17 protein-coding genes are annotated in these 19,694 nt (G+C 53.1%); 6 read left to right on the forward strand and 11 right to left on the reverse strand.

Annotated elements, in window-relative coordinates; genetic code table 11:
- Positions 1-283 precede the first annotated feature (283 nt).
- Positions 284-1,534 carry a glutamate-5-semialdehyde dehydrogenase gene (gene proA / locus GHC22_RS18490; protein WP_003830833.1) on the reverse strand — a complete coding sequence of 417 codons (1,251 nt, stop codon included), beginning with the start codon at positions 1,532-1,534 and terminating at the stop codon, positions 284-286.
- A gap of 11 nt (positions 1,535-1,545) precedes the next feature.
- Positions 1,546-2,649 carry a glutamate 5-kinase gene (gene proB, locus GHC22_RS18495; RefSeq protein WP_003031373.1) on the reverse strand — a complete coding sequence of 368 codons (1,104 nt, stop codon included), beginning with the start codon at positions 2,647-2,649 and terminating at the stop codon, positions 1,546-1,548.
- 289 nt (positions 2,650-2,938) lie between these two features.
- Between proB and phoE the strand changes: the two genes are divergently transcribed.
- Positions 2,939-3,994 carry a phosphoporin PhoE gene (gene phoE / locus GHC22_RS18500; protein WP_003830831.1) on the forward strand — a complete coding sequence of 352 codons (1,056 nt, stop codon included), beginning with the start codon at positions 2,939-2,941 and terminating at the stop codon, positions 3,992-3,994.
- A gap of 181 nt (positions 3,995-4,175) precedes the next feature.
- On the opposite strand, the gene crl is transcribed toward phoE, so the two are convergent.
- The 3 genes from crl to gpt all read right to left on the reverse strand — a co-directional run bounded on the left by crl (position 4,176) and on the right by gpt (position 6,438).
- Positions 4,176-4,577 carry a sigma factor-binding protein Crl gene (crl, locus tag GHC22_RS18505; protein WP_008783790.1) on the reverse strand — a complete coding sequence of 134 codons (402 nt, stop codon included), beginning with the start codon at positions 4,575-4,577 and terminating at the stop codon, positions 4,176-4,178.
- A 57-nt stretch (positions 4,578-4,634) separates the two neighbouring features.
- A complete protein-coding gene (gene frsA, locus GHC22_RS18510; protein ID WP_048214870.1) occupies positions 4,635-5,879 on the reverse strand; it encodes an esterase FrsA in 1,245 nt (414 codons plus the stop codon).
- A gap of 100 nt (positions 5,880-5,979) precedes the next feature.
- Positions 5,980-6,438, reverse strand: a complete 459-nt coding sequence (gpt, locus tag GHC22_RS18515) for a xanthine phosphoribosyltransferase (protein ID WP_003031380.1) — start codon at positions 6,436-6,438, stop codon at positions 5,980-5,982.
- 261 nt (positions 6,439-6,699) lie between these two features.
- Here gpt and pepD point away from each other — a divergent pair, with 261 nt between their 5' ends.
- A complete protein-coding gene (gene pepD / locus GHC22_RS18520) occupies positions 6,700-8,157 on the forward strand; it encodes a cytosol nonspecific dipeptidase (protein ID WP_008783788.1) in 1,458 nt (485 codons plus the stop codon).
- 151 nt (positions 8,158-8,308) lie between these two features.
- Here the strand turns inward: pepD and dinB are convergent, their stop codons facing one another.
- A complete protein-coding gene (gene dinB / locus GHC22_RS18525) occupies positions 8,309-9,364 on the reverse strand; it encodes a DNA polymerase IV (RefSeq protein ID WP_003830824.1) in 1,056 nt (351 codons plus the stop codon).
- Between the two features lie 331 nt (positions 9,365-9,695).
- On the opposite strand from dinB, the gene dpaA reads away from it, so the two are divergent.
- Entirely contained in the window at positions 9,696-10,436 is a 741-nt protein-coding gene (gene dpaA / locus GHC22_RS18530) for a peptidoglycan meso-diaminopimelic acid protein amidase (RefSeq protein WP_003830823.1), read from the forward strand.
- Here the strand turns inward: dpaA and GHC22_RS18535 are convergent.
- Positions 10,407-11,174: a class II glutamine amidotransferase gene (locus tag GHC22_RS18535; RefSeq protein ID WP_003031388.1), complete on the reverse strand. Its 768-nt coding sequence runs from the start codon at positions 11,172-11,174 to the stop codon at positions 10,407-10,409. The genes dpaA and GHC22_RS18535 overlap by 30 nt on opposite strands.
- A 111-nt stretch (positions 11,175-11,285) precedes the next feature.
- On the reverse strand, positions 11,286-11,867 hold the full coding sequence (gene lpcA / locus GHC22_RS18540) for a D-sedoheptulose 7-phosphate isomerase (protein ID WP_003031390.1): 582 nt from the start codon (positions 11,865-11,867) through the stop codon (positions 11,286-11,288).
- 961 nt (positions 11,868-12,828) lie between these two features.
- Between lpcA and fadE the strand changes: the two genes are divergently transcribed.
- The 3 genes from fadE to GHC22_RS18555 all read left to right on the forward strand — a co-directional run bounded on the left by fadE (position 12,829) and on the right by GHC22_RS18555 (position 16,741).
- On the forward strand, positions 12,829-15,273 hold the full coding sequence (gene fadE / locus GHC22_RS18545) for an acyl-CoA dehydrogenase FadE (RefSeq protein ID WP_003830821.1): 2,445 nt from the start codon (positions 12,829-12,831) through the stop codon (positions 15,271-15,273).
- Between the two features lie 110 nt (positions 15,274-15,383).
- Positions 15,384-16,151: an amidohydrolase gene (locus GHC22_RS18550; RefSeq protein WP_048236083.1), complete on the forward strand. Its 768-nt coding sequence runs from the start codon at positions 15,384-15,386 to the stop codon at positions 16,149-16,151.
- Positions 16,152-16,330: 179 nt separating this feature from the next.
- Positions 16,331-16,741 (forward strand): Spy/CpxP family protein refolding chaperone, encoded by a 411-nt coding sequence (locus GHC22_RS18555; protein WP_003830819.1) that lies wholly within the window; start codon positions 16,331-16,333, stop codon positions 16,739-16,741.
- A gap of 15 nt (positions 16,742-16,756) precedes the next feature.
- Here the strand turns inward: GHC22_RS18555 and GHC22_RS18560 are convergent, their stop codons facing one another.
- From GHC22_RS18560 to GHC22_RS18570, 3 genes are read right to left on the reverse strand one after another with little or no spacing between them, the layout of a single operon-like run.
- A complete protein-coding gene (locus GHC22_RS18560) occupies positions 16,757-17,476 on the reverse strand; it encodes an EAL domain-containing protein (RefSeq protein WP_048236084.1) in 720 nt (239 codons plus the stop codon).
- A 1-nt stretch (position 17,477) separates the two neighbouring features.
- Complete coding sequence (locus GHC22_RS18565; protein ID WP_153753702.1) at positions 17,478-19,145, reverse strand: O-antigen ligase; 1,668 nt, start codon at positions 19,143-19,145, stop codon at positions 17,478-17,480.
- Between the two features lies 1 nt (position 19,146).
- Entirely contained in the window at positions 19,147-19,689 is a 543-nt protein-coding gene (locus tag GHC22_RS18570) for a fimbrial protein (RefSeq protein WP_003830815.1), read from the reverse strand.
- Positions 19,690-19,694 lie beyond the last annotated feature (5 nt).

Consider the following 19,694-nt stretch of genomic DNA (forward strand, 5'->3'; position numbering starts at 1 on the left):
GCAACAACTCCTCATAAAAAATGAGACTGATTCTAATAGATCGGGCCATGGGAACAATACGTAAAACGAAGACCAGGAAAATTCATGCAGGCAGGGAAAATTCTGTGATACGTCGCCTTTCGGGCGCTGGTGAGAGCATAGGTCAAAAACAGACTGATGCGGATGATGTTAAAACGCAGGATAGAAAAATAAATGCGGCAGCGAAGTGAAGGTTAGAATTAAGCGGGAGATGCCTTAATAGCTGTTTAAATCAGATAGCTATTATTGCATCACCCAGTTTCAATTACGCACGAACCGTGTCGTCACCGAAGCCAATCCACTTATATGTGGTCAGTGCTTCCAGTCCCATTGGGCCACGTGCATGCAGTTTTTGCGTGCTCACCGCCACTTCCGCACCCAGTCCGAACTGGCCGCCATCGGTAAAACGAGTAGAGGCGTTTACATACACGGCAGAAGAGTCCACTTCATTCACGAAACGGTTGGCGTTGCTGAGCGTGCGCGTCAGTATGGCGTCCGAGTGCTGGGTACCGTGTTCGCGAATATGGGCGATAGCACCATCCATATTTTCGACCACCACAACGTTCAGATCCAGAGACAGAAACTCGTTATCCAGCTCTTCCGGTTTTAGTGGCACCAGTTTGGCAGGGCCATGCAGAACCTGCATCACGATTTCATCACCGTGCAGCGTAACACCGCTATCCGCCATCTTTTGGCTTAACGCAGGCAGGAAACGCTCAGCAATATCCTGATGCACCAGCAGAGTTTCTACAGTGTTACAGGTGCTTGGACGCTGGGTTTTAGCGTTAACGATAATCTTCAGGGCCGGGGCGATCTCCGCGGTATCATCAACATAAATATGGCATACGCCAATACCGCCGGTGATGACCGGGATGGTCGACTGTTCACGGCACAGCTTATGCAGACCCGCGCCACCGCGAGGGATCAGCATATCGATGTACTTATCCATTCGCAGCATTTCGGCGACCAGCGCGCGGTCCGGGTTATCAATTGACTGTACGGCAGCCGCGGGTAAACCGCAGGCTTCCAGCGCCTTTTGGATAACCGCCACGGTGGCGGCGTTCGTCCGGTAGGTCTCTTTCCCACCGCGCAGAATCACCGCATTGCCGGTTTTCAGGCACAGTGAGGCAACATCAACGGTGACGTTTGGACGCGCTTCATAAATCACGCCAATCACGCCCAGCGGGACGCGACGACGCTCCAGACGCAGACCGCTATCCAGCAGGCCGCCGTCAATCACCTGCCCTACCGGGTCGGCAAGATTACAGACCTGGCGCACATCGTCAGCAATCGCTTTCAGACGCGCCGGCGTCAGCGCCAGGCGGTCGAGCATCGCTTCGCTCAGGCCGTTGGCTCGCGCCTGCTCAACATCTTGTATGTTCGCGCTGAGGATGCTTTCCGTTTGCGCTTCCAGCTCATCAGCAATGGTTTCCAGTACGCGATTTTTTTCGCGACTGGAGAGCAGCGCCAGCTTGTATGACGCGGCTTTGGCAGCAATGCCCATTTGTTCCAGCATATGCTTGTTCCTTAACGGGTGATCATGTCGTCGCGATGGACAGCAACCGGACCGTATTCGTAGCCCAGGATAGTGTCGATCTGTTGTGAGTGATGTCCGGCAATACGGCGCAGCGCGTCGCTGTTATAGCGGGTGACGCCGTGGGCAATATCGCGCCCTTCGAGATTGCAGATGCGGATCACTTCACCACGAGAAAAGTTACCTGTCACGCTTTTAATCCCTTTTGGCAGTAATGAGCTGCCGCGTTCCAGAATTGCTGCGGTCGCGCCCTCATCGACGGTAATCTCCCCGGCAGGCGGCGCGCCAAAGATCCAGCGTTTACGGTTCTCCAGCGGAGAGGCTTGAGCATGAAAACGCGTCCCAACGGAAACGCCTTCCATCACGTCGCCAATCACGCCCGGCTTGCTGCCTGCGGCAATAATGGTGTCGATCCCGGCGCGGCACGCGACATCGGCTGCCTGCAGTTTTGTTCCCATGCCGCCGGTTCCCAGACCCGAGACACTATCCCCGGCAATGGCGCGCAGCGCATCATCAATACCGTGCACGTCTTTAATCAGCTCAGCCTGCGGGTTAGTGCGTGGATCGGCGGTGAACAGCCCCTGCTGATCGGTCAACAACAGCAGTTTATCGGCACCGGCCAGAATTGCCGCCAGCGCGGAGAGGTTGTCGTTATCGCCGACTTTAATCTCAGCGGTCGCTACGGCGTCATTCTCATTAATGACAGGAACAATGTTGTTATCCAGCAGCGCGCGGAGCGTATCGCGGGCATTGAGGAAACGCTCTCTGTCTTCCATATCTGCACGCGTCAGCAGCATCTGCCCGATATGAATACCGTAAATCGAGAACAGCTGTTCCCACAGTTGAATCAGTCGGCTCTGCCCGACCGCCGCCAACAGCTGTTTCGAAGCTATCGTTGCCGGGAGCTCCGGGTAACCAAGATGCTCACGTCCGGCGGCAATCGCACCAGAGGTAACGATAACAATACGATGCCCTGCGGCATGGAGCTGCGCGCACTGGCGAACCAGTTCTACGATGTGGGCGCGGTTCAGGCGGCGGGATCCGCCCGTTAACACACTGGTGCCAAGTTTTACCACCAGCGTCTGGCTGTCACTCATGATTCTCTGCCATTCAAAATTGGGGAAAATGATATCAAACGAACGTTTTAGCAGGACTGGCCCCGGTTGCCAACAGCCAGCGCACAAAGCATGAAATTTTATTGCGCAGGATCAGCAAGCGTAGCGGCAGATTTTGACGCATTTATTACAGAAACAAAAAAACATCCTTTTTTAAAAATATTCTTACTTTGTCATAAAACGTTCATTGCCAGACGTTAAAAACCCTCCTGTCTTTTAACGGGGATCACACCCAGTGAATATTAGCGCGTACTTTTAATCAGGAATGAAAATGAAAAAGAGCACTCTGGCATTAGTGGTGATGGGAATTGTTGCATCAGCATCCGTACAGGCAGCGGAAGTGTATAACAAGAATGGTAATAAGCTGGACTTGTACGGCAAAGTAAAAGCTATGCATTACATGACGGATTATGACAGCAAAGATGGTGACCAAAGCTATATCCGTTTAGGTTTTAAAGGCGAAACGCAAATTAACGATCAACTAACCGGTTATGGTCGTTGGGAAGCAGAGTTTGCCGGCAATAAAGCTGAAAGCGACTCTAACCAACAAAAAACACGTCTGGCCTTCGCCGGTGTGAAATTAAAAGATTTTGGCTCGTTTGATTATGGTCGTAACCTGGGCGCGCTGTATGACGTGGAAGCCTGGACCGATATGTTCCCGGAATTTGGTGGCGACTCCTCCGCACAGACCGATAACTTTATGACCAAACGCGCCAGCGGTCTGGCAACTTACCGCAACACCGACTTCTTCGGCGTCGTGGATGGCCTGGATCTGACCCTGCAATACCAGGGTAAAAACCAGGATCGCGATGTGAAAAAACAGAACGGCGATGGTTTTGGTACTTCTGTTACTTATGACTTTGGCGGCAGCGATTTCGCGGTGAGCGGCGCTTATACCAACTCCGATCGTACCAACCAGCAGAATCTGCAAACTCGCGGTACGGGTGATAAAGCTGAAGCCTGGGCAACCGGCTTAAAATATGATGCTAACGATATTTATATTGCGACGTTCTATTCTGAAACACGCAATATGACGCCAATTTCCGGCGGCTTCGCCAATAAAACACAGAACTTCGAAGCGGTTGTTCAGTACCAGTTTGACTTTGGTCTGCGTCCGTCACTGGGTTATGTGCTTTCTAAAGGGAAAGATATTGAAGGCGTCGGCAATGAAGACCTGGTGAATTATATCGACGTGGGCGCAACGTATTATTTCAACAAAAATATGTCCGCGTTTGTTGATTATAAAATCAACCAGTTGGATAGCGATAATAAACTGGGCATCAACGATGATGACATCGTTGCTGTCGGTATGGTCTACCAGTTCTAATTATACCCGTCATATTTCAAGCTGCATGTGCGTTGGCTTTCCTCGCTCACCCCAGTCACGTACTTATGTACGCTCCTGGGGATTCGCTGCGTCGCCGCCTTCCTGCAACTCGAATTATTTAGGGTATAGCATAAAAAAATGCCGGATGGGGTTGCGCCGCCATCCGGCATTTTACTGTTCATTATGCCGTTAACTTAACCGGTTCATCCTTAAAGTCGTCAGCAGGTTCCAGCGCCAGATTCAGCGTCGTTAACAAGCCACGTAATTTTTCATGGAATTCACGTAAGGTGTATTCCAGTCGCTCTACCACTTCAGTCTCTTTCACCGGCACCGCCGTCCAGTTACCGTCTTTATCAAACAAACCAAACTGATAGCTGTACGTGAAGCGTTTTTCCTGCGCCTCCAGTTCCATCCACCAGCCCCAGAACTCGCGTTTCTCAGGGGCGGGTTTCACGTTGACGCAAACAGCCAGACAATCGAAAAAAAATCGATTATCTTCGCACTGCCCTTCCCGGATATACGGGCCAAGCGCGGTGAATTTCTTGATCAATCTACTTTTCGGATGCCCACTCGGTAACGTCATTACGATCTCCTTAGGTGAAGCACCTGTTTTACCAAATCGCTAAAATTTAGCAAACTTTTAACACAATCTCTGATTGATCCAACCGGTTATTTCCTGCAGCCCTTTGTCAAAATTGCGATACACCGGGTTGAAGGGGATCTCCAGTAGCTTACCGTCTGAAGATGAAGATGTGATTAAACGTGACTCTTCTTCCGGGCTAAACGGGTCGTTCTTCCAGAATCCTGAGAGCATTGGCGTCGGGCAGCGTCGACCCAGCAGGCCCTGCACTTTTAATGAATAGCGATTAAGCTCAACGCGCAGCGCTTCATCGGAGGCGTCGTGCATCCCCAGGCGGCTGGCCAGAACGTCAAGGTACATTTCCGGGACGCTCGCCTGACGCTGCGGGTCGCTAAGCAGCGCATGAACCACTGGCCCCAGACAGGCCACCGCCTTCAGCCGTGATGATTCCAGATACGCCAGGCGTACCGCCACGTTAGCGCCAAAGCGGAAACCGAAGGCCGCCACGCGAGTGTGATCCACCCAGGGAACATTAGGCAGCGCTTTTAATACATGCTGATGCAGCAGGCTGGAATCCTGAGTCAGTTTCCATTTTGACGAGAAACCAACCGACGGCATATCCAGCGTCAGCATGGCTATACCCCGTGGGGCAAAATAGCGCTCATACAGGGTGTAGTAATCCGTTTGCATGGAATCGAGGCCACCACACATCAGCACCGTCGGGAACGGACCGTCACCTTTTGGCATATGTAAGAAGCCGGTGATCGGCGCACCGCCAGCGACGGGAAACTCCATCTCACGCAGCGTGCCCGGCAATCGCTGTGCGGCCTCTTCATAGGCGCGATTCGCCAAAGCCTGTGCCTGTTCTGCCAGCTCATCGCCTTTCAGGTGTGGGTAAGCAGCTATGTTGTACAACGTAGACGCATGCAGCCAGTGGCGTCCGCTCACCTGCGGATCCTCTTCCATAGACGCTTTCTGTTGCCAGTCCATCGCCTGCTTCGCCCATTCATAGATCCAGTTCCCACCGCGATAGCCGATAACCGTATCGTAGAGTTCTTTATCTGTACGCTCGGCTTCGCTCATCACGATACGTGCCTGCACCTCAAGGATTTCACGCGGGTCGACGCCGCGCCAGATCCACATCAGGCGATTCACCATGCGATACCAGTGCGGAATGGTTTTGCCATCCAGGGCAGATTGTACGGACGGCTGCGCGCCGTGATTAAAACGACGAACCAGTGTTGACGTTTCAGGGTGTTTGAAGCGGGGTTTAAACAGGACTTCGCTGAGGTTAGCCTGTGACATGATTGCAGCCTCCATGAGTACTCACTAAGGCATAGTGTAACCTGACACAGCACAAAAAGAACAACGCCCGGCAGTTGCCAGGCGTTGAAAACTTTTTAGATTAGCGACCAGAGATCGGCGGGACGAATACTACGCCCATATCCCACGGCTGCTCAATCCAGGTATCCTGAGGGATATCAACAACATAATCATTCACCAGCGGGCGACCAGCCGGCTTAGCGAAGATAGTGACGAAATGCGCTTTAGGATACATTTCGCGGATCGCAACGGCGGTACCACCGGTGTCAACCAGGTCATCGATTACGATGAAACCTTCACCGTCGCCTTCGGCACGCTTCAGCACTTTCAGTTCGCGCTGGTTGTCGTGATCGTAGCTGGAGATGCATACGGTATCGACATGACGAATACCCAATTCACGCGCCAGCAATGCGCCCGGCACCAGACCACCACGGCTAACGGCAATAATGCCTTTCCATTGTTCAGAAGGCATCAGGCGGCTTGCCAGTTTACGTGCATGGATCTGCAACATGTCCCAGGTGACGACGTATTTTTCGCTCATGTGAAGTGTCCCAGCCTGTTTATCTACGGCTTAAAAAGTGTTCGAGGGGGAAATAGGTTGCGCGAGATTATAGAGATCTGACGCACTAAAAACCAGTGTTTCGCGGAATCCGCGCCTCTTTTTGCATGCTTTATGCTAGCCGTCAGCGGAGAAAGTGGTATTCTCAATCGCATCGCGCAAGCCTGGCTTGTGGTGTTTTTAATTCTGCTAACCCCGTGGCCTGCAAGCAAGTTTTGTAGGACATCGCCAAGGAGACTCAACGTGTCTGAACTGTCTCAATTATCCCCGCAACCGCTATGGGATATTTTTGCCAAAATCTGTTCTATTCCTCATCCGTCCTATCATGAAGAGCAGCTCGCTGAACACATTCTGAGCTGGGCCCAAGAGAAAGGTTTCCACGTCGAGCGCGATCAAGTCGGTAATATCCTGATTCGCAAACCCGCAACCGCAGGTATGGAAAACCGCAAGCCGGTCGTTCTGCAGGCGCACCTGGATATGGTCCCGCAGAAAAACAACGACACCGTGCATGACTTCACTAAAGATCCTATCCAGCCTTATATTGACGGCGAATGGGTGAAAGCCCGTGGCACCACGCTGGGTGCGGATAACGGCATCGGTATGGCGTCTGCGCTGGCCGTTCTGGCTGATGACAGCGTAGTACACGGTCCGCTGGAAGTGCTGCTGACCATGACCGAAGAAGCGGGTATGGATGGCGCGTTTGGTCTGCAGGCTAACTGGCTGCAGGCAGATATCCTGATCAACACCGACTCAGAAGAAGAAGGTGAGATCTACATGGGTTGCGCAGGCGGTATCGACTTTACCTCTAACCTGCCGCTGTCCCGTGAAGCAATCCCGGCTGGATTCCAGAGCTTTAAGCTGACGTTAAAAGGCCTGAAAGGCGGTCACTCCGGCGGCGAAATCCACGTGGGTCTCGGTAACGCGAACAAACTGCTGGTACGCTTCCTGGCGGGCCACGCTGAAGAGCTGGATCTGCGTCTGGTTGATTTCAACGGCGGTACGCTGCGTAACGCGATTCCGCGTGAAGCCTTTGCCACCCTCGCCGTGGCTGCAGATAAAGTTGATGCGTTAAAAGCGCTGGTCAACACCTATCAGGAAATCCTGAAAAACGAACTGGAAGCCAAAGAGAAGAACCTGGCTCTGCTGCTGGATGCCGTAACTCAAGACAAAGCCGCGCTGACCGCTCAGTCTCGCGACAGCTTTGTGCGTCTGCTGAACGCCACCCCGAACGGCGTAATCCGCAACTCTGACGTCGCCAAAGGCGTGGTAGAGACCTCTCTGAACGTCGGAGTTGTCACCATGACTGACGACAACGTTGAAATTCACTGCCTGATCCGTTCCCTGATCGACAGCGGTAAAGACTACGTGGTGAGCATGCTGGATTCACTGGGTAAACTGGCTGGCGCGAAAACCCAGGCAAAAGGCGGATACCCAGGCTGGCAGCCGGATGCTAACTCTCCGGTTATGCACCTGGTTCGTGAAACCTATCAGCGTCTGTTCAACAAAACGCCGAATATCCAGATCATCCACGCTGGTCTGGAATGTGGTCTGTTCAAGAAACCGTATCCAGATATGGACATGGTTTCCATCGGGCCAACTATCACCGGTCCGCACTCCCCGGATGAGCAGGTTCATATCGAAAGCGTCGGCCATTACTGGACGCTGCTGACTGAACTGCTGAAGTCTATTCCGGCGAAGTAAGATTCTGCGCTAATTGCCGGATGGCGCTGCGCTTATCCGGCCTACACGCTGGTTTGTAGGCTGGATAAAGTTTTTACGCTGCCATCAGGCATGCTCGCTGGTTTGTAGGCCGGATAAGGCGTTTACGCCGACATCCGGCAATTGTTCTGAATCACAGCCCCAACAGTAGCTGTCTTTCCATTTGTGGATCCAGCAGCGTGACGTGTAATCCCACCAGCCTGACACCTCGCCCTCCCCTACGCTCGTCCCAGGTCTTGCGCGCTGTCGTAATTAAGTCATCTTTATTTAAGCGCGGCCAGACGTGCTCCTGCGTAGTCTGCTGAAAATCATTAAACTTGAGTTTTATCCCCTGGCGAGCGATCAGCAGATCCGGCTTTACCTTTGCCAGACGCCGTTCCAGTTCAGGATAGAGCCGTTCAATTATCGCCTCACACTCCGACCACTCGTGAATATCTTCCGCCAGCGTACGCTCCACGCCGACGGATTTACGCAGCCTGTCGTTGTTGACGTCCCGCTCGTCAATCCCCTGACTGCGCTCCCACAGCACGCGACCAAACTTGCCGAAGCGTTTGAGCAGCATTGCCAGGTCGTATTTTTGAACATCTTCGCAGGTACGTAATCCCATTGATTCCAGCTTAGCGGCGGAGACTTTGCCAACGCCGGGAATTTTGCCTAACGGTAATGTTCTGAGAAATTCAGGAACATCGGCAGGGGTAATCACATATTGCCCATTGGGTTTGTTGAGATCGGAAGCTATTTTTGCCAGAAATTTTACCGGCGCAATTCCGGCAGAGGCGGTTAACTGTAACTCGTTAAAAATTGTCTGGCGGATTTCCTGAGCGATCAGCGTAGCTGAGCCGTGGCAGTGGGTGCTGTCGGTCACATCCAGATAGGCTTCATCCAGCGAAAGGGGTTCTATCAGCGAGGTATAGCGAGAGAAAATAGCCTGAATCTGGCGGGAGGCCTCTTTATAGGCCTCGTAACGACCAGGTAATAAAGTGAGATGCGGACACAGCTTTAATGCCATTCCCGTTGGCATTGCGCTACGCACGCCAAATTTGCGCGCCGGGTAATTGGCCGTGCTGATGACCCCCCGACGTTCACGACTGCCGCCAATAGCAATGGGAATGTCGCGCAGGGCGGGGTTGTCGCGCATTTCCACTGCCGCGAAAAAGCAGTCCATATCGACATGTATGATTTTACGCATCGTTTGTCTCCCACATCACTGTTTAAGTATACAGTATTTTTATGTTGTGAGAAGTCTGGTTGTACCTAATGCTGGGCCGTTCCAGACCCATTATCCATCCAGCACGATTAAGATCCAATGAAGCGCAGTAACCAGCAAAATACGCCAGTGTCTGACTGCCTTTAAGCGCAATTTTCCGTATAAAGAAAAACTAAAGTGTAAACGCCGCACGAGAGACTTGCGAAAAACTCTCTTGGTGCTAATGTGAGCGCTCCAGATCCAGATTTATCCGATTTGGGGATTCTTTTTGCCGTCCTGGCGTGTGTGATCGTTTTATCAAGGAATAAGCAGTATGCGTAAAATCGCATTTTTTCTTGCGATGCTTTTATTGCCGTGCGTTTCATTTGCCGGTTTGCTGAGCAGCAGCAGCCCGACTACGCCTGTCAGCAAAGAATATAAGCAGCAATTAATGGGCTCCCCCGTTTATATCCAGATCTTCAAAGAAGAGCGAACCTTAGATCTGTACGTCAAGATGGGCGAACAGTATCAATTGCTCGACAGTTATAAGATCTGTAATTATTCCGGTGGCTTAGGTCCGAAGCAGCGTCAGGGTGATTTCAAAAGTCCGGAAGGGTTTTACAGCGTACAACGTGGACAGCTGAAACCAGATAGTCGCTTCTATAAAGCGATTAACATTGGTTTCCCTAATGCCTATGACCGCGCACACGGTTATGAAGGTAAGTACCTGATGATCCACGGTGCCTGTGTTTCCGTCGGCTGCTACGCAATGACCGACAACGGCATTGATGAGATTTTCCAGTTTGTGACCGGTGCTCTGGTGTTCGGGCAGTCCAGCGTACAGGTTAGCATTTACCCGTTCCGCATGACCGATGCCAACATGCAACGCCATAAGTTCTCGTATTACAAAGATTTCTGGGCCCAGTTAAAGCCGGGATACGATTACTTTGAACAAACACGTAAACCACCGACCGTTTCCGTCGTCGATGGTCGTTACGTCGTCAGCAAGCCGTTGAGTCACGAAGTGGTTCAGCCGCAACTGGCATCAAACTACACGCTCCCCGAGACAAAATAATGCCCACTCGCCTGGCATAATCTTTTGCCAGGTTTCATTGCCGGTTAACGGTTGAGTGGCAATCACGGTGACCACATCATTGGGTGTGGTCTCTGAGCTAAAATCGATTTCCACGTCCTGATCCAGCAATGTCGCCACGCCAAACGGCGCACGACGCGTGATCCAAAACAGGTTGGTCGAACAGAAGGCCATCACATAGCGTCCGTCAGACAACAGCATGTTGAAGACGCCTTTCTCCCGCAGCTCTCCTGCCAGCATTGCGATGTATTTAAACACTGCCGTCATATTGCCAGGCGTGCGCGGATAACGCTCCGTCAGCTTATGGAGCAGCCAGCAGAAAGCTTTTTCGCTGTCGGTTTCCCCGACCGGACGGAAATTTCCGGTTTCCAGCGATTTATAGCCACTGAGCTGTCCATTATGAGCATAGGTCCAGTTGCGTCCCCACAATTCGCGGGTAAAGGGATGGGTATTTTCCAACGCCACTTCGCCACGATTCGCCTGACGAATATGGGCAATCACGGAACAGGATTTGATGGGGTAGTCTTGTACCAGTTTGGCAATAGGCGAATTAAAGCTGGGTTGCGGATCTTTAAACGTACGGCAGCCCTTACCTTCATAAAACGTAATACCCCAGCCGTCTTTGTGCGGCCCGGTCCCTCCGCCGCGCTGAACCAGCCCGGTGAAGCTAAAGCAGATATCGGTTGGCACATTGGCGCTCATCCCGAGCAGTTCGCACATACATCACCTACCTTAAAACCTTGAACTGCCTGATGGCGCTGCGCTTAACAGGCCTACGTGGCGCTCATGTAGGCCGGATAAGGCTTCAGCCACCATCCGGCAATCGTCTTCTTATGGTTTAACCATCTCTTTTTCGATCAGCTGGATCAGGATATGGATCACTTTGATATGAATTTCCTGAATACGGTCAGCGTAGCCAAAGTGCGGCACGCGAATTTCGATATCCGCGCTGCCCGCCATTTTTCCGCCATCTTTACCGGTCAGGGTGATCACTTTCATCCCTTTCTCACGCGCTGCGGCAATCGCTTTAATTACGTTACCGGAATTACCCGAAGTCGAGATGCCTAGCAGGACATCACCTTCACGACCCACGGCTTCTACGTAGCGAGAGAACACATAATCGTAACCAAAATCGTTGCTGACGCAGGAGATATGGCTAACGTCAGAGATAGCGATAGCAGGGTAACCAGGACGGTTTTCACGATAGCGTCCGGTCAGCTCTTCGGCAAAGTGCATCGCGTCGCAATGGGAACCGCCGTTACCGCAAGAAAGCACCTTACCGCCCGCTTTAAAGCTGTCTGCCAACAGGACCGCCGCGCGCTGAATGGCGTGAATATTGGCGTCATCTTTAAGAAAATTAGCCAGCGTTTCCGCCGCTTCGCTCAGTTCGTTACGAATAAGATCCTGGTACATGAGGATATCCTTCAGCATGAATGTAAATGACAAGACGCAGTGTACCGGATAGCGCTACCAGCGAGAAGTCCAAGCCACAGGAATGGTCATAATGACTGCAAGTGAATCATGCAAGGAGAATATTTTATCTTTGAACAGGGTTACGTTCACCTTATGTTCATCGCTACTCTGATATCGCTATTTACGTGAACGTGCAAGGGTGGCTCACCGCCACCACCCTTGCAACCCGGGCTCCCGGCGGGAAAATCGTCGCTATGCGATTCATTCGTCTTATTCCGTCTGCCTTTCGGGTCGGGGCCGAGCCTGCATCCCTGCAGGCCATCCCCTCCGCCCGCATCCCTGCGGACGACCCCGGTCAGCCGTCATCGCCTCATCAATTTTCAGCCGGACCGAGGGTATCACTTCAACTCTCTTAATTTCAGGTGTTTCTGTTTCGCTGTTTGAAAAGACGGCGGAGATGATCAGGTGTGGGCTGGTCCGGCCGAAAATTGCCGACGTGTTTCCGTAAGGCCGGGAGAGCCAGCATGGATGCTGGCTCAGGGCGCGTTTTGCAGGGACGCTACCTCGCGCCCGGCCCGGTAGCCTGAAGGAATAAGCGGAGGGTATTGCGCAGCAACAATTTTCCCGCAAGGAGCCGGGATTGTTAAGGGTGCAGCGATAGCACCCTTAACACGTTCACAAATATTGGTGCTGCAGAGTGGCGATAAACGCAAAGTGAACGGAACAATTTCTCAGAATTAACACGTTCATTACCTTAACAACGCATGTTGATATTTCCTACTACAGAAAATTATCCAGACAGGAATGGCTACGGCTTTTGATTTTTTGTGCCGGTTAAAACAGCAACAATGTGAGCTTTGTTGTAATTATTTTGTAAACACATTGCTAAAAGAATTTACATCCACTACAACCATATCATCACAAGTGGTCAGACCTCCTACAAGCAAGGGAGCTTTTCGTTATGATGATTTTGAGTATTATCGCTACGGTTGTTCTGCTCAGCGTTCTGTTTTATCACCGCGTGAGCTTATTCCTCAGCAGCTTAATTTTGCTCGCCTGGACGGCTGCGCTTGGCGTGGCTGGCCTGTGGTCAGTCTGGCTGCTGGTTCCTCTGGCCATTATCCTCGTACCGTTTAACTTTACGCCGATGCGCAAATCCATGATCTCTGCGCCGGTGTTCCGCGGTTTCCGTAAAGTCATGCCGCCGATGTCGCGCACCGAGAAAGAAGCGATTGATGCCGGTACGACCTGGTGGGAAGGCGACCTGTTCCAGGGCAAGCCAGACTGGAAAAAACTGCATAACTATCCTCAGCCGCATCTGACTGCTGAAGAGCAAGCGTTTATTGACGGCCCGGTGGAAGAAGCGTGCCGCATGGCGAACGACTTCCAGATCACTCACGAACTCGCGGATCTGCCCCCGGAACTGTGGGCGTATCTGAAAGAACACCGCTTCTTCGCGATGATCATTAAGAAAGAATACGGCGGGCTGGAATTCTCCGCCTATGCTCAGGCTCGCGTTCTGCAGAAACTCTCCGGCGTATCCGGGATCCTGGCGATCACCGTTGGCGTACCTAACTCGTTAGGCCCAGGCGAACTGCTGCAGCATTACGGCACCGAAGAGCAGAAGAATCATTACCTTCCGCGTCTGGCTCGTGGTCAGGAGATCCCATGCTTTGCTCTGACCAGCCCGGAAGCAGGCTCCGACGCAGGCGCGATCCCTGATACCGGCGTAGTTTGTATGGGCGACTGGCAGGGCCAGCAGGTGCTGGGTATGCGCCTGACCTGGAACAAACGTTATATTACGCTGGCCCCTATCGCTACCGTACTGGGTCTGGCATTTAAACTTTCCGACCCGGAAAAACTGCTGGGTGGTGAAGAAGATCTCGGTATTACCTGTGCGCTGATCCCAACCTCAACGCCGGGCGTACAAATTGGGCGTCGCCACTTCCCGCTGAACGTACCGTTCCAGAACGGTCCGACCCTCGGTAAAGATGTGTTCGTACCGATTGATTACATCATCGGTGGTCCGAAAATGGCCGGTCAGGGCTGGCGCATGCTGGTGGAATGTCTGTCCGTGGGACGCGGTATTACCCTGCCGTCTAACTCGACGGGCGGCGTGAAATCCGTCGCGATGGCAACCGGCGCGTATGCGCACATTCGTCGCCAGTTCAAAATCTCTATCGGCAAGATGGAAGGTATTGAAGAGCCGTTGGCGCGTATTGCGGGTAACGCCTACGTGATGGATGCTGCGGCGTCGCTGATTACCTACGGTATTATGCTGGGTGAAAAACCGGCGGTGCTGTCGGCTATCGTGAAGTATCACTGTACCCACCGTGGGCAGCAGTCAATCATCGATGCCATGGATATCACTGGCGGTAAAGGCATTATGCTTGGCGAAAGCAACTTCCTCGCCCGTGCTTATCAGGGCGCGCCTATCGCCATTACCGTTGAAGGCGCTAACATCCTGACCCGTAGCATGATGATCTTCGGTCAGGGTGCTATTCGCTGCCATCCGTATGTACTGGAAGAGATGGCTGCGGCACAGAGTAACGATGTGAATGCGTTCGATAAGCTGCTGTTCAAACACATCGGTCACGTCGGCAGTAACAAAGTGCGCAGCTTCTGGCTTGGTCTGACGCGTGGCTTAACCAGCAGCACGCCAACCGGTGATGCGACCAAACGTTACTATCAGCACCTGAACCGCTTGAGCGCCAACCTGGCCCTGCTTTCAGATGTGTCCATGGCCGTACTGGGCGGTAGCCTGAAGCGCCGCGAACGTATCTCCGCGCGTCTGGGCGATGTGTTAAGCCAGCTGTATCTGGCCTCTGCGGTACTGAAACGTTATGACGATGAAGGCCGTAATGAAGCGGACCTGCCGTTGGTTCACTGGGGCGTTCAGGATGCGCTGTACAAAGCGGAACAGGCGATGGACGATCTGCTGAAAAACTTCCCGAACCGTCTGGTCGCGGGCTTGCTGAACGTGGTTATCTTCCCGACCGGTCGCCACTACGACGCACCGTCTGACAAGCTGGACCATAAAGTCGCGAAGATTTTGCAGGTTCCGAGTGCTACTCGTTCTCGTATTGGTCGCGGTCAATATCTGACGCCAAGCGAGCATAACCCGGTTGGTTTGCTGGAAGAGGCTCTGCTGGATGTCATTGCAGCCGACCCTATCCACCAGCGGATCTGTAAAGAGTTGGGTAAAAACCTGCCATTTACCCGCCTCGACGAACTGGCGCACAATGCGCTGGCGAAAGGGCTGATTGATAAAGATGAAGCCGCGATTCTGGTGAAAGCCGAAGCGAGCCGCCTGCGCAGTATCAACGTGGATGACTTTGAACCCGAGGAGCTGGCGACTCAGCCGGTAAAGCTGCCAGAGAAAGTGCGTAAAGTCGAAGCCGCATAACGATATACGCACAACGTTTAGCCCCGCTTAATGCGGGGCTTTTTATTGCCACATTTTCATTAATGCTCATGCTACAGTGTCAAAATGTTGTTCAACGAGGAGCCTCGATCGTGCCTGGTTTGAAAATTACTCTGCTGCAACAACCCTTGATCTGGATGGATGGCCCGGCCAACCTGCGCCATTTTGACCGACAACTGGAAACCGTCGCCGGACGTGATGTCATCGTGTTGCCCGAGATGTTTACCAGCGGATTTGCCATGGAAGCGGCAAATAAATCGTTGCCGCAAGAAGAAGTCGTAAGCTGGATGCGCGCCAAGGCGCAACAGACCAACGCCCTGATCGCGGGCAGCGCTGCTATCCAGTCTGAACGCGGCCCGGTAAACCGCTTTTTTCTGGTTGAGCCCGAAGGTAATGTGCATTTCTACGACAAGCGCCATCTGTTCCGCATGGCGGACGAGCATCAGCATTACCATGCAGGTGACGCGCGCGTTATTGTTGAATGGCGCGGCTGGCGCATTCTGCCGTTGGTCTGTTATGACCTGCGTTTTCCGGTATGGTCGCGTAATCGCAACGATTACGACCTGGCGTTGTATGTTGCCAATTGGCCTGCGCCGCGTTCGCTGCACTGGCAGCTTCTGCTTGCCGCACGGGCGATTGAGAACCAGGCTTATGTAGCAGGATGTAACCGCGTGGGCACAGACGGTAACGGGCATCATTATCGCGGTGACAGCCGGGTGATTAATCCGCAGGGTGAGATTATTGCCACCGCCGAGCCGCATCAGGCCACACGCATTGACGCCGAGCTGTCACTCTCAGCGCTGCGCGAGTATCGCGAGAAGTTTCCCGCCTGGCAGGACGCCGACCCGTTCACGCTATAACTATCGCCTTCACTCCCGCTGCACTACGTTTCTTGTGGCGGGATTGTTTCACTCCGTAACCAACCGCAAAACAAATTCGCGTGGCGACATGCGGTGAGCATCGTATTCTGCAAAGGATAATCACTCGTAACCAGCGAGTGGCAGACAATGTCGATAATTTCCTTATCAGGATTTCAATAATGAAGAACTTCTTACGCATGACTTTGCTGGCGGCTACCTTAGCGGGCGCTTCTTTTAGTACGCTTGCAGCAAACGTATCCAATGTTCCTGCTCCAGCTCAGGACCCGGTCGTTCAGCATCTTAAGCTGACCAACGACCAGGTGGCGCAGATTAAAAAACTGCACCAGCAGCTTGAAACCAACGTAAGCCAGATTTCGGTGAAAGATGTTAAAGACGGCGCGTTGATTGACGTCATCAAGTCCGGGAAATGGGATGAAGCTGCCGTTCAGAAACAGCTTTCTGCGTTCAGCAACATCGAACAGCAGGCGCGTTATTATCGCGTAAAATACTATTTTGACCTGAACAAAGTGCTGACCCCAGAACAGCGCCAGCAGGTGCAAAAAGATATCGCACAGACGCTGAGCGAGTAATTGTCAGAGCCTGAGTCAGCAATGATTCAGGCTTTTCGGTAAAATTTCCTGCTCAAACAGAAAGCCCTGTACAGCATCTGCGCCGCTCATACGGCAAATGGCATAATCCTGTGGCGTTTCTACTCCCTCAATGACAACCCGCTCACCCAGCCCACGAAATTGATTGACCAGAACCCTCAACTGCCACTCCGATGTTCTGAACTGATGAAACATTCCACTTTCAATTTTGATGGCATCGAAACGGATGCCCGACAGCCGCCAGACAAAAAATAGCTCAGGCGAAACATCATCCAGCCACACGCGAAACCCGTGACGCACCAGCGTTTTTACGGCAATGCATACGGCCTGCTGCTCTGCCTTATCCAGGCGCATCATGGAGCCCGGATCCTGAATTTCAATAACAATCCTCCCCTGATGCACCTGCTTTGTGAGACGTGTGATCCATGACAGACTGGTCAGCATCCTGACGGATAAATTCAGCGAATAGCTTCCAGAGAGGGCCAGCACCCGCTGCATTTGCCATAGAAAAAGCTGCTGTTTTGCCGTGATGGAAAGGTGCTTGAAAAACAAATCCAGTGGGAGCGGTGTGCGTACCTGACTTAACACCTCACAGACATCCAGCGATGCGTCATCAAAAAAATGAATGCGCTGCAAACGGATCCCGGTGATCCGCAGCAGCTCGGCGTTGCGGGGAAGTTCTGGCACATAACGGGCCTGTTCGCTGAAACTGTTCATATCATTCCATTATTTTATTAAAAGGACGTCGTGCATCCTGCAGCCACGGGATACGGCGATCGTTTGGGTATATCAGGCAAAAGTGCGTCGCCAGACGATGCGCCTCGACCAGGTCGCGCTGTTGCAACGCCAGTAAGATTTGCGTGAAGGAGACATTAGGGTCTGGGTGAACGCGCACATAGTCAGGCGCCCAGTGGCGAACTGCCTCCAGCCAACGTACGTCCCGGGTACGCTGATACCGTTGCAGATACCCCATCTGGACATCAAACCGATAGCGACTGGTAAGAAGCCAGCCTCCTACAGGGAACTGTTCGGCAAGATGCCACTGCGTTGACTGCCTCTCCGCCAGCGTCAATTGCTGTTGCGTGTGCAGCGTGAGAAGCAGCAATGGCGCGACGGTCAGTAACGAGATAAACCCTGCCGCGCGAATCAGCGACGTTGACGTAAGCGCCAGGCGTATTCCCGTTCGCGCGCTGTCTGCACATCGAAGCAGTAGGATCAACAGCAGCCAGTGTGGCGTTGACTGCCGGACGGGGTATTCCGTCAACATATGAATAACCACCGGCAGTGCCGCCACCAGGCTGGTGCGACGCCAGCAATTACCGTGCAGCCAGAGCCATAAACCACCCGCTATAAAACAGAGTGCCCCCGCCAGCCCAACCAGACCACCCTCCACCAACCACAGCACCAGTTCGTTGTGCGGATGCGAAATGCTGCCCAGCCCCAATGGCCCCGCGCGTTCGAGAAACACGGCAGCAAAACTGCCCACGCCCCACCCCATCCACGGGCGTTCGGCAAATAATGCCAGCGACGTTTTCAACACCGTCCAGCGCACTTGAGAAGTCGTCAGATGATCGACCGTGACCACAGACAAAAAATGGCGGGCCGTGGCCCCTATCGCCACGCCTAACGCCAGCGGCAGTAGAAGCAGCAGTAGCGTGCGCCATTGCGCCGGGAAAACCGCCAGCAGCAGCACTTCACCGACTACCAGAGACAGGTAGCCGGTTTGCGACTGAGATTCATGCAGCACAAATCCCATCATTACCAGGCCTATCCCAATGGCAATTCGATACCCGCGGTGCAGACGTAAAAAGAGCGGCGCTGACAGCAGCACACCGCATGCCGTGAAGCTGGCTATCAGGTTGACCTGCTGAAATATCCCGTAGGGTCGCGTACCGCGCCGCCAGGCAAACTCCCAGTATTCAACGCCCGGCAAATGCCAGTACTGATAGACAAACGCCAGACATTCAATGACGCACGCTCCCCATAGCAGAGCCAGCAGTGCCGTTAAGGTGTTTGCCGTGAGCGGAATTTGTAATGTGACCAGATAGACGCTCACACCGCCCAGTAACGCCCCCGCCACCAGCAGTGCCTCGGCCTGCCAGACATCAGGCGTTAGCAGGCAAAGCAACGTCAGGATGAACGCCCCGACTGTAAAACCCGCAGCGGGCACAGTGATGCGCCAGCGTTGACGAGGCACCAGCATCAATACGCTTGCAGCCAGTACAACAGCGTAGATCCAGCTCGTAATATTAAGCGGCAACGACAGACCGCTGCCGCCGTTGTTCGGCCAGTAGAGATGCATGGCCCCACACCAGAAAAACAGACTAATACCGAGCAATAATTTCTGCGCAGGCAGCGGCGCAATGCGATTCAGTACGTTCATCATGCTACTGGTAGTTCAACGTCCAGGTCCCGCTGGCGCTGAACGGACCGTATTCGAGAGACTGATTTTTTATCGCCGATGGCTCCGCTGCGACCCACGCCAAGAAATTCAGCGTCATCGAGCCTTCTGTTATCTCTTTGACTGACGTGCTCTCATCAAGGCGGATTGCCGTGCCGTCCTCTTCGCTCATCCCAATCCCGATCCCTGACGCACCGCCTTGTTCACTGCTATCCAGCGCCAGATGATCGGTCAGCTCCGCATCCTCACGACCGCTGAAGGTAACCGAGATCCCACGGAAAACCTCCGGGTTGCAGTCGCGTAACTGGATGCTGAATTTTTCCGGCTTACTGCGCCCCGAGAGATAGAGATCCTGTGTCGCGATTTGCTTGAAATCGACCTCGATTTTGTCGCCTCCCGGTGCAAGGCTGCAGGCCAGGGCTCTGATGGTGCCGTGAAAATACATATCGCCGCCGACCAGTTTGGTGTCGGCCTGCGCCATGCCACCTAGCAGTAACATACTGGTCGCGAATAACGCCGAGAATCTCATGACAT

It is taken from the genome of Citrobacter sp. H12-3-2 (assembly GCF_009649895.1).
In the GTDB taxonomy this organism is placed as follows: domain Bacteria; phylum Pseudomonadota; class Gammaproteobacteria; order Enterobacterales; family Enterobacteriaceae; genus Citrobacter; species Citrobacter portucalensis.

What these genes read in the sequence shown, in the direction of transcription:
- proA (WP_003830833.1), bottom strand. Translation starts at nt 1,534, where the DNA reads ATGCTGGAACAAATGGGCATTGCTGCCAAAGCCGCGTCATACAAGCTG.
- proB (WP_003031373.1), bottom strand. Translation starts at nt 2,649, where the DNA reads ATGAGTGACAGCCAGACGCTGGTGGTAAAACTTGGCACCAGTGTGTTA.
- phoE (WP_003830831.1), top strand. Translation starts at nt 2,939, where the DNA reads ATGAAAAAGAGCACTCTGGCATTAGTGGTGATGGGAATTGTTGCATCA.
- crl (WP_008783790.1), bottom strand. Translation starts at nt 4,577, where the DNA reads ATGACGTTACCGAGTGGGCATCCGAAAAGTAGATTGATCAAGAAATTC.
- frsA (WP_048214870.1), bottom strand. Translation starts at nt 5,879, where the DNA reads ATGTCACAGGCTAACCTCAGCGAAGTCCTGTTTAAACCCCGCTTCAAA.
- gpt (WP_003031380.1), bottom strand. Translation starts at nt 6,438, where the DNA reads ATGAGCGAAAAATACGTCGTCACCTGGGACATGTTGCAGATCCATGCA.
- dinB (WP_003830824.1), bottom strand. Translation starts at nt 9,364, where the DNA reads ATGCGTAAAATCATACATGTCGATATGGACTGCTTTTTCGCGGCAGTG.
- dpaA (WP_003830823.1), top strand. Translation starts at nt 9,696, where the DNA reads ATGCGTAAAATCGCATTTTTTCTTGCGATGCTTTTATTGCCGTGCGTT.
- GHC22_RS18535 (WP_003031388.1), bottom strand. Translation starts at nt 11,174, where the DNA reads ATGTGCGAACTGCTCGGGATGAGCGCCAATGTGCCAACCGATATCTGC.
- lpcA (WP_003031390.1), bottom strand. Translation starts at nt 11,867, where the DNA reads ATGTACCAGGATCTTATTCGTAACGAACTGAGCGAAGCGGCGGAAACG.
- fadE (WP_003830821.1), top strand. Translation starts at nt 12,829, where the DNA reads ATGATGATTTTGAGTATTATCGCTACGGTTGTTCTGCTCAGCGTTCTG.
- GHC22_RS18555 (WP_003830819.1), top strand. Translation starts at nt 16,331, where the DNA reads ATGAAGAACTTCTTACGCATGACTTTGCTGGCGGCTACCTTAGCGGGC.
- GHC22_RS18560 (WP_048236084.1), bottom strand. Translation starts at nt 17,476, where the DNA reads ATGAACAGTTTCAGCGAACAGGCCCGTTATGTGCCAGAACTTCCCCGC.
- GHC22_RS18565 (WP_153753702.1), bottom strand. Translation starts at nt 19,145, where the DNA reads ATGATGAACGTACTGAATCGCATTGCGCCGCTGCCTGCGCAGAAATTA.
- GHC22_RS18570 (WP_003830815.1), bottom strand. Translation starts at nt 19,689, where the DNA reads ATGAGATTCTCGGCGTTATTCGCGACCAGTATGTTACTGCTAGGTGGC.